The 7,466-nt window shown below is 64.6% G+C and carries 8 protein-coding genes; all 8 read right to left on the minus strand.

Annotation, left to right across the window (positions count from 1 at the left end):
• The 8 genes from GSQ90_RS15475 to GSQ90_RS15510 all read right to left on the minus strand — a co-directional run bounded on the left by GSQ90_RS15475 (position 1) and on the right by GSQ90_RS15510 (position 7,088).
• Complete coding sequence (locus GSQ90_RS15475) at positions 1 to 1,503, minus strand: ABC transporter ATP-binding protein (protein WP_158815742.1); 1,503 nt, start codon at positions 1,501 to 1,503, stop codon at positions 1 to 3.
• Positions 1,504 to 1,546: 43 nt separating this feature from the next.
• Complete coding sequence (locus GSQ90_RS15480; RefSeq protein ID WP_158815743.1) at positions 1,547 to 2,608, minus strand: BMP family protein; 1,062 nt, start codon at positions 2,606 to 2,608, stop codon at positions 1,547 to 1,549.
• A gap of 207 nt (positions 2,609 to 2,815) precedes the next feature.
• Entirely contained in the window at positions 2,816 to 3,649 is an 834-nt protein-coding gene (locus GSQ90_RS15485) for an IclR family transcriptional regulator (protein ID WP_158815744.1), read from the minus strand.
• Between the two features lie 161 nt (positions 3,650 to 3,810).
• Entirely contained in the window at positions 3,811 to 4,689 is an 879-nt protein-coding gene (gene copD / locus GSQ90_RS15490; RefSeq protein WP_158815745.1) for a copper homeostasis membrane protein CopD, read from the minus strand.
• 38 nt (positions 4,690 to 4,727) lie between these two features.
• The gene (locus GSQ90_RS15495) at positions 4,728 to 5,234 is read right to left on the minus strand and encodes a copper chaperone PCu(A)C (RefSeq protein WP_158815746.1); all 507 of its coding nucleotides are present in this window, start codon (positions 5,232 to 5,234) and stop codon (positions 4,728 to 4,730) included.
• 62 nt (positions 5,235 to 5,296) lie between these two features.
• Positions 5,297 to 5,668 (minus strand): copper homeostasis periplasmic binding protein CopC, encoded by a 372-nt coding sequence (copC, locus tag GSQ90_RS15500; protein ID WP_158815747.1) that lies wholly within the window; start codon positions 5,666 to 5,668, stop codon positions 5,297 to 5,299.
• Positions 5,669 to 5,676: 8 nt separating this feature from the next.
• Positions 5,677 to 6,621, minus strand: a complete 945-nt coding sequence (locus GSQ90_RS15505; RefSeq protein WP_158815748.1) for a hypothetical protein — start codon at positions 6,619 to 6,621, stop codon at positions 5,677 to 5,679.
• Between the two features lie 83 nt (positions 6,622 to 6,704).
• Positions 6,705 to 7,088, minus strand: a complete 384-nt coding sequence (locus tag GSQ90_RS15510) for a DUF2946 family protein (protein WP_158815749.1) — start codon at positions 7,086 to 7,088, stop codon at positions 6,705 to 6,707.
• Positions 7,089 to 7,466 lie beyond the last annotated feature (378 nt).

The following is a 7,466-nucleotide window of genomic DNA, read 5'->3' on the forward strand; positions in this document are numbered from 1 at the left end:
TCACGCCGCTCCCGCCATCATCAGGCCGATGCGTGTGACGTCGACCTCCGCGCGGGGCTCAGGCGAGGACAAACGGCCGTTCGACAGGACCGCGATGCGGTCGCCGAGCGTCAGCACCTCCTCAAGCTCGGCCGAGACGTAGAGGATGGCGCCGCCCTCATCGCGCAACAGCAGCAATTGGTCGATGACGAAGCGCGCCGCGCCCGGATCGAGCCCCCAGGTCGGCTGGAAGGCGAGCAACAGCCGCGGCTTGCGCCCGATCTCGCGCGCGAGCACGATCTTCTGCTGATTGCCGCCCGAAAGCGTTCGCGCCTGCACGTCGCCATGGGGCGCGCGAATATCGAAGGCGGCGATCCGCTCGTTCGCCCGCGCGCGCATCGCGCCGGGGTCGAGCAACGGCCCGCGCGCCAGCGGCGGACGGTCGAAATCGCGCATCGCGAGATTGTCGGCGATCGTCATGCCCGGAACGAGGCTGGTGCCGCCGCGATCGATGGGGATATAGGCGAGGCCGGCGGCGAGCCGCCGGCGCACGCTCATGCGCGTGATGTCGCGCCCATCGAGCAGGATGCGGCCCGAATGGGCAGGCAGAATGCCGGCGAGCGTATCGAGAAGATCGGCCTGGCCGTTGCCGTCGACGCCCGCCACGGCGAGGATCTCGCCAGCCTGTACCGTGAATCCAATCTCGCTGAGGCGGGTCGCTCCCGAAGCGTCCCGGCGCGTCAGCCCTTCGACGGCGAGCACGGCTTGCCCCGGGGCGCGAGCGCTGCGCGTCACCGGCGCGGAGAGGTCGCGCTCGACCATCATGCGGGCGAGACCCTCACGTGTCGCCTCGGCGATCGGCGTGCGGCCCGAGACCGCGCCGTCGCGCAGCACCACGACCTCGTCGCAGATCTCGATCACTTCGGCGAGCTTGTGCGAAATGAAGATCACCGAATGCCGCTCCTCGCGCAGCCGCCGGATGACGCCGAGGAGGCCGGCGACTTCGGGCGGGCTGAGGTTGGAGGTCGGCTCGTCGAGAATGAGAAGCTTGGCGCCGCGCAGGATCGCTTTCACGATCTCGACGCGCTGACGGAGCCCGAAGGAGAGCGTGGCGACGATCGCATGCGGATCGACCGCGAGCCCGTAAGTGCGGCTCGTCGCTTCGATGCGGGCCGCGATCTCGGCCGGCTTGAGGACGGCGCCGGCCGCGGCCCAGCCGAGCATGACATTTTCCGTCACCGTCATCGCCTCCACCAGCGTGAAATGCTGATGGATCATGCCGATGCCCGCCGCGATCGCCTCGCGCGGACTATGGCCGGCAAGCGCGCGGCCCTGAAAGAGGATCCGGCCGGAATCCGGTCGGATCATGCCGAACAGCACTTTCATCAGCGTGCTCTTGCCAGAGCCATTCTCGCCGAGAAGGCCAACGACGCAGCCCTCGCGCACGTCAAGATCGACAGACCGGTTGGCGCAAACCGCTCCATAGGTCTTGACGATGCCGCGCATTTCGAGAAGTGCCGGCAAGACAGATTCCTCCAACGCCGGTCTCTTGCAATCGAGCGCCGCGTCAGAGGCCGCCGTGGCCATCCTCCTTGACGACCTTGATCTTGAGGCCGCCCGCAGCGAACGTCTTCTCAAGCGCCTCGACATCGGCGACGATCGCCGGCGGGATCGCCGGATTGAAGGCGCTGTCGGGCGAATATTTCAGCGAGGCGCCCGTGCTGCCAGGCGTATCGAGGCCATAAAGCTCATATTTTCCGCCGAGCTTGCCAGCCTTCGCCTCGACGGCGGCGGCCGCATACATCTCATCCCATTTTTCGACGATATTGGTGGCGACATTGGTCGGCGCAATGGCGGTCTGGTCGGTCGAGCGGCCGTTGCAATAGATGTTGCGCTCCTTGGCGGCTTGGATGATGCCGGCCTGGGCGGCGTTGAGTTTGCCGCTGATGAAATCGGCGCCCCAGTCCGCCAGCGACAGCGCCGCCTCCTTGGCCGCGGCCGCGTCCTCCATATCCTTGATATAGATGACCTTCACCTCGATCTTCGGATTGACGCTTCTCGCGCCCTGGCGATAGGCGCCGATCTGGGAATAGACGTTGGGGAGGCCTTCCAGGCCATTGACCGAACCGATCTTGCCGGTCTTGCTCAGCTTGGCCGCCAGAACGCCCATGAGATAGCCGAACTGGGTGTTGTCGAAATCGACCGAGGCGACGTTCTTGCCCGCGCCGCCCGAGCCCGACCCGACGATGAAGGTCGTCTTGGGAAATTCGCCGCCGACGCGTTCGGCCGCCGAGAGGAAGCGCCCGGTATGGCCGATGACCAGATCGAAGCCGCGCTTGGCGTAGTCGCGCAGAGCCTCCACCTCGTCGGCCGACTGGACGTTCTCCGAATAGGCGGTGTCCCAGCCTGCCGCCTTCAGCTTGACCAGGCCCTGATAGCCGACGGCGTTCCAGCTCTGGTCGTTGATCGAGCCGGGGAACAGCATCGCCGCCTTTCCCTCGTCGGCCGCGGCGGCCGGTCCGGCGGCCAGCGCCAGGCCGGCGACCGCCGCCAGCACAGCGCGCCGCAGGCTGCAAAGTCTTGCGGAACCGTTCGTCGAACCGGTCCGCTGGGGCGCCATCTTGTTCATTGCGAATGCTCCTTGTTACGTAAAGGCAAAGGCGAGGCCGCGCGGCGCCTGCGGGTCCCGTCGACGGGAAGCGCCCCACGCAGCGAACTCTGAGAGAGAAGCTTACCGGGCAGCCCGGCCGGCGGCGAGCTTTTTCGCAATGCGGAAAAGCATGAGATTCACGTTATAAGCCAACAGCTTACAGTTTTCGTCAATGACCCCGGCGGCTCAGCAAAAGGCCGGCGCGCGGCCGCCAATCGCCCGTGTAATCTCCTGGGCCGCGCTGAGCACGTCGCGGCCGATCTCGCCGAGCCGGCCGAACTCGATGCGCTGGGCCGCGCCGGCGATCGACAGAGCGGCGATCGGCACCGAATATTCATCGAAGATCGCCGCGGCGACGCAGCGCAGACCGATTTCGTTGGTTTCGTCATCGAGGGCGAAGCGCCGAGCGCGCGTCTCGCGGATCGTCGCCGCGAGCGTGTCCTCGCTCGGCAAGCGCCCTGTTGGCGCCGTTCCCTGAAAGGTCAGAAAAAGTCGGGCGACTTCCGCATCCGGCAGAGCGGCCATGACGCACTGGCCCATCGCGGTGGAGGCGATCGCCGCCTGCATGCCGGGCCGGGCGATGCCGCGCGGCAAATTTTGCCCGGGCGTTTGGCAGATCAGCGTCATCTTGTTGAGATCGGCGAGCCCCAGATTGATCGTCTGCGCCGTTTGGTCGCGCAGGCGGCGCATTACCGGCAGCGCCATCGCGGCAAGATCGCGCCGCCGGCCGAACGCCCCGCCGACGCTCAGGCATTGGCCGCCGACTTTCCAGCAACGGCTGTTCTTGTCGAGATAGGCGAAACGCCTCGCCTCAAGCGTGGTCAGCAGACGGTGCGTCGTCGAGGTGGGAATGCCCGCGCGCTCAGCAACCTCAACGAGGCGAAGACCATCATTTTTCGAAGCCAGAAGTTCAAGGATATCAATCGCTCGCAGAAGCGACTGCACGGAAGCGCGATCGGCGTTCTGCGCCCGCTTGCTGTCGCGTTTGGCGCGCGCCGCGCGATGATCGTCCATAGCCATGGCAGCATCCTAGCTTCGATACTGATCGGAGCAGCAAGAAATGTGCCCGCGAGATGGCTCCGCGCCTGATGGCGGCGATATTCCGATTTTTGATCCCTTGCCGCCGATGGGTCGAGAATAAGCGACGCGGACGAGGGAATGCAAACGCCACGCGACCGCCGTCAAACCGGCGCAAGCGTCCCAAAAATGCTGACCAACGCCAGCGCGGCGATCCCGAGGCCGATTTCGGCGACGCTGTTGATCGCAATAGCGCGCAGAGCCGCGCCTGTCTGGCCTTTTATCCGCGGCGTCAGGATGTAGCGATTGACCAGGGCCATTACGAGCATCGCAGCGACGATCGCGATTTTCAACGCCAGAAGCATCTGGTAAGGCGACGAAAAGTCGACCGGCCAGGCGCCCAGCGTCCATGCCGTATTGACGATTCCGGTCAGCACGACCAGCGCCGCGACGAAATGGCCAAGGCCGGAGAAGCGGCGAAGCGTGAGACCGATCTCCGATCGCAGCCGGGGGGCGCCATAGCGCATCAGGCAAAAAATCAGCGGCGGCAGACTGCCAAGCCAGGCGCCCGCGCAAAGCAGGTGAACGCCATGATTGAGCCGATGCAGCGCCCCGGCCAGTCCCGACTGCATGGCCGCATGGCCGACGAGCCCCAGGCTCGCCAGCAGCAGCGCGGCGGCCGGAACGGTAAACGCCCAGCGATCATGCCGGCCTGTCGCGAGCGCGATCAACAGAACCAGCGCAAGGCCCATGCGCCAGAGCCAGACTTGGCCAAAGGCGGTTTCGAAAGCGACGGCGCTGAGCGTCTCGGGATTGACGCTGTCGCTCCAGCCCTCGCCCATCTCACCGGCTTCGAGCGCGAGCCAGGCGAAGGCGGTGAAAGCAGCGACGACAATCGCCACGCCCGCCATCCGCCGCACCGGCCCGGCCAGTTCGCGCGCCAACCCTGCAGGCGCCAGCGCCCAGAGAAAGCCGCTGGCGCCGAACAGCAGCATAGTCGCGGCGAAATGCAACAAGCGGCAGACGATGAGCGCTGTCGGCACGAGCTGTTATATCCCCATGGATGGCCCGCTTCCCGCGCTCACATTTTCATGCCCTTCATGGAATCGTCGGGTTTGGCCGCGCCCGCCGGACCCGCGGCGCCGACGCCGCCGACCGCGAATTCCACGCCGATTGTTCCCGCATGCTCGAATATGAGAGACGCCTTGATGATCTCCCCTTTGTTCAACGGCTGCTTCAGCCCGGTGAACATGATGTGGTACCCCCCCGGCGAAAGCACGACCTCGCCGTGGGCGGGAATTTCCAGACCGGCAGTCAATTCGCGCATGCGCATGATTCCATTGTCGCTGCTCATCTCATGGACCGAAACATTGCCGGCGAATTCGGCGGCGCCGCCGATCAATTTGTCCGGCGTCGCGCCATGATTATGGATGACGAGATAGCCAGCGCCGACGGCCGCGCCCTTCGGCGTCGCCCGCGACCAAGCCTTGTCAATCGTGATGTCGCCTCCCTTGAATTCCTGGGCCAAAGCGGGAAGAGCGATCAGCGACACGAACGCTGCGAGGACGATGGATTGAAAGCGCGCCATGATTGTCTCCTTCAAGGTCGGGCGTGGAATGGCGATGTCGGCGTCGGACGATGGGGCCGCCCTCAAGGGGCGACCGTGAAGTTGAAGCTGCCTTGAGTCTTATGCGTGTCGACGGAGACCGCATGCCACGTTACCGTATAGGTTCCGGGCTTGAGCGCTTCTGAGACGATTGCGATCAGCACGCTATTGTCGGCGGGATCGACGCCGGGCTTGCCGATCGGCTCCGTCGCGCCAGCTTCCGTCGCCAGCGCGATCCCCGAAAAACGCGGTTCGACGCCTTCGCTGAACTTGAGCCTGATTTCCTTAGGCGAGGCCGTCACCGTACCGCCGACGGCGGGAATGGCCTTTTGCAATTGCGCATGGGCGAGGGCCGCCGAAGCGACCAGGACGAAGGCGAGCGAAGCGGCAATTCTGGACATGGATAGGCGTGACATGACGTACCTCATTGAAACAGGGGCTTTCCGAGCGAATTGGGGAAGATGTCGTCGAAGAAGAAATGCAGTTCGGCGACCGCGCCGACATTGTGGCCGCTCGCCCCATTGATCGGGATGAGCGCTTCGACCGCCACCTGCCAAGTGTCGGCCATATAGATGGCTCCAGGCTGAATCGTGCCGGTCGTGACGTTTCCGCCCGGCGCGTAGTTACTAACCGGCGTCTGGAAGGCGAACTCGGTGATCGGCACAAGATGTCTGAGGAAATCCGGACCGCCGACCTCGCTCACATTGGCGTTCATGTAGGGCAGGCTGTATTGCAGCGTGAAGCCCCAGTCGAAGACGGTCGGATTGAGCGCCACATTGAGGCTCGGATTGCCCGAATCGTCGTAGACAATCGAGGACGTGTGCGGCGCGCTCGGGATCGACAGCCCGAGCTCGGCGGTGATCGCGAAGGGCCGCAGGATATTCAGGCTGGTCGGCAGATCGCCGAAGCCCTTGCCCATATCGATAAGCGGCGTGAACGTGTTGAACGGGTCGGAAAAGTTCTTCGTACCGGTATTGGCCCAAGTCACATCCAAGCCAACCGACGCCATGAACTCGTGCGGGGCGTCGCACCAGAACATATATTTTAACTCGGTATCGATGTTTCCCCAGCCGTTCCCGCCGGGATTGAGCCAGGTTTTGCCGTCGGTAATCGATAGCCCGAAGTTCGGGAAGATGGTTTTGGTGTAGCTGAACGACGCGTCGAATTCCTGCGTCCCGCCGGTATTTGGGGGGATGTAGGTCACCGTCGGAAGCGCCAATTCGTCATTGACGCCGGGATCGTCGATGCCGAGCGTCGCCGGAAAGATGCGGTTGCCGCAGACGGCATGCGCTTCGGCTTGAGAATGTGCAAACAGACACATGGCGGCGCTCAGCGCGCCGGCAAGGGCTGACGAAGTTTTGGAAAGCATGGAAGACGCCTAGAGCTGAACGAGAAAGGAGAGACGGCGCACGATCTCGTTTGGGAGGATCGTCGCGTCTCGGCTAGGTCAGGTCAGGCGGAAATCGGGGGCGCGCGCGGTTGTGCGGAAGCGACAAGCGGCGGCCTGGCGACGCGGGCGTCGCTAGGAATGCTCAACCGGCTCGCAATTCGCGCAAATCCTAAGGGAACCGCATGGTTCGGCGGAACGAGAGCCGCCGCATGGCCAGTGAGCTGGCACAGCGTGCAATCGATGCAGCAATCATGCGAATCGTGCGAGGGCGATCCCGGCGCGGAGCCATCCTCATGCAGGCAAAGCGCGACATTGGGGCCAAGCAGCGCGCTGAGAGCGCCGAGCGCCGCGGCGGCGTCCGCTTCGCCGGCGCTCGCCATCGCACGTGGCGCGGGCGCCAATCCGAGTTGCAGGATAAGGGCGAGGACGGCGACCCAGGCGACCAACGACGAACGCGCCCATCCGATCGCGCCGCGAGCAAGCGGGCGCGTTGTTATTTTCGATCGGTTTCCGCTTCCAGCCACGCACGCCCGTCCGTTGAGGGGCGGGACGATACTATTCATCGACGGCTTTGTTAAGCGGCATTGGCGCGCGCACGCCCTTCTCCCGCAAAGCGGGAGAAGGTGGCCTTCGCGTAAGCGAAGGTCGGATGAGGGCCTGTCGGCGTGATGGGGCAAAAAAGTGATGCGGCGGCTTGGGTCGCGACCAGGGCCGCCGCCCTCATCCGGCGCTGCGCGCCACCTTCTCCCGATTCTCGCTACGGCATTCACACGAGTGATTCCCATTAGGGTCGATGTGTGATTCAAGCGCCTTTTGTTGCGGGG

This window comes from Methylocapsa sp. S129 (assembly GCF_009765995.1).
Lineage (GTDB): Bacteria > Pseudomonadota > Alphaproteobacteria > Rhizobiales > Beijerinckiaceae > Roseiarcus.

Excerpts from the sequence above, each read along its gene's own strand:
- GSQ90_RS15480 (WP_158815743.1), bottom strand. The coding sequence starts at position 2,608 with ATGAACAAGATGGCGCCCCAGCGGACCGGTTCGACGAACGGTTCCGCA.
- GSQ90_RS15485 (WP_158815744.1), bottom strand. The coding sequence starts at position 3,649 with ATGGCTATGGACGATCATCGCGCGGCGCGCGCCAAACGCGACAGCAAG.
- GSQ90_RS15495 (WP_158815746.1), bottom strand. The coding sequence starts at position 5,234 with ATGGCGCGCTTTCAATCCATCGTCCTCGCAGCGTTCGTGTCGCTGATC.
- copC (WP_158815747.1), bottom strand. The coding sequence starts at position 5,668 with ATGTCACGCCTATCCATGTCCAGAATTGCCGCTTCGCTCGCCTTCGTC.
- GSQ90_RS15505 (WP_158815748.1), bottom strand. The coding sequence starts at position 6,621 with ATGCTTTCCAAAACTTCGTCAGCCCTTGCCGGCGCGCTGAGCGCCGCC.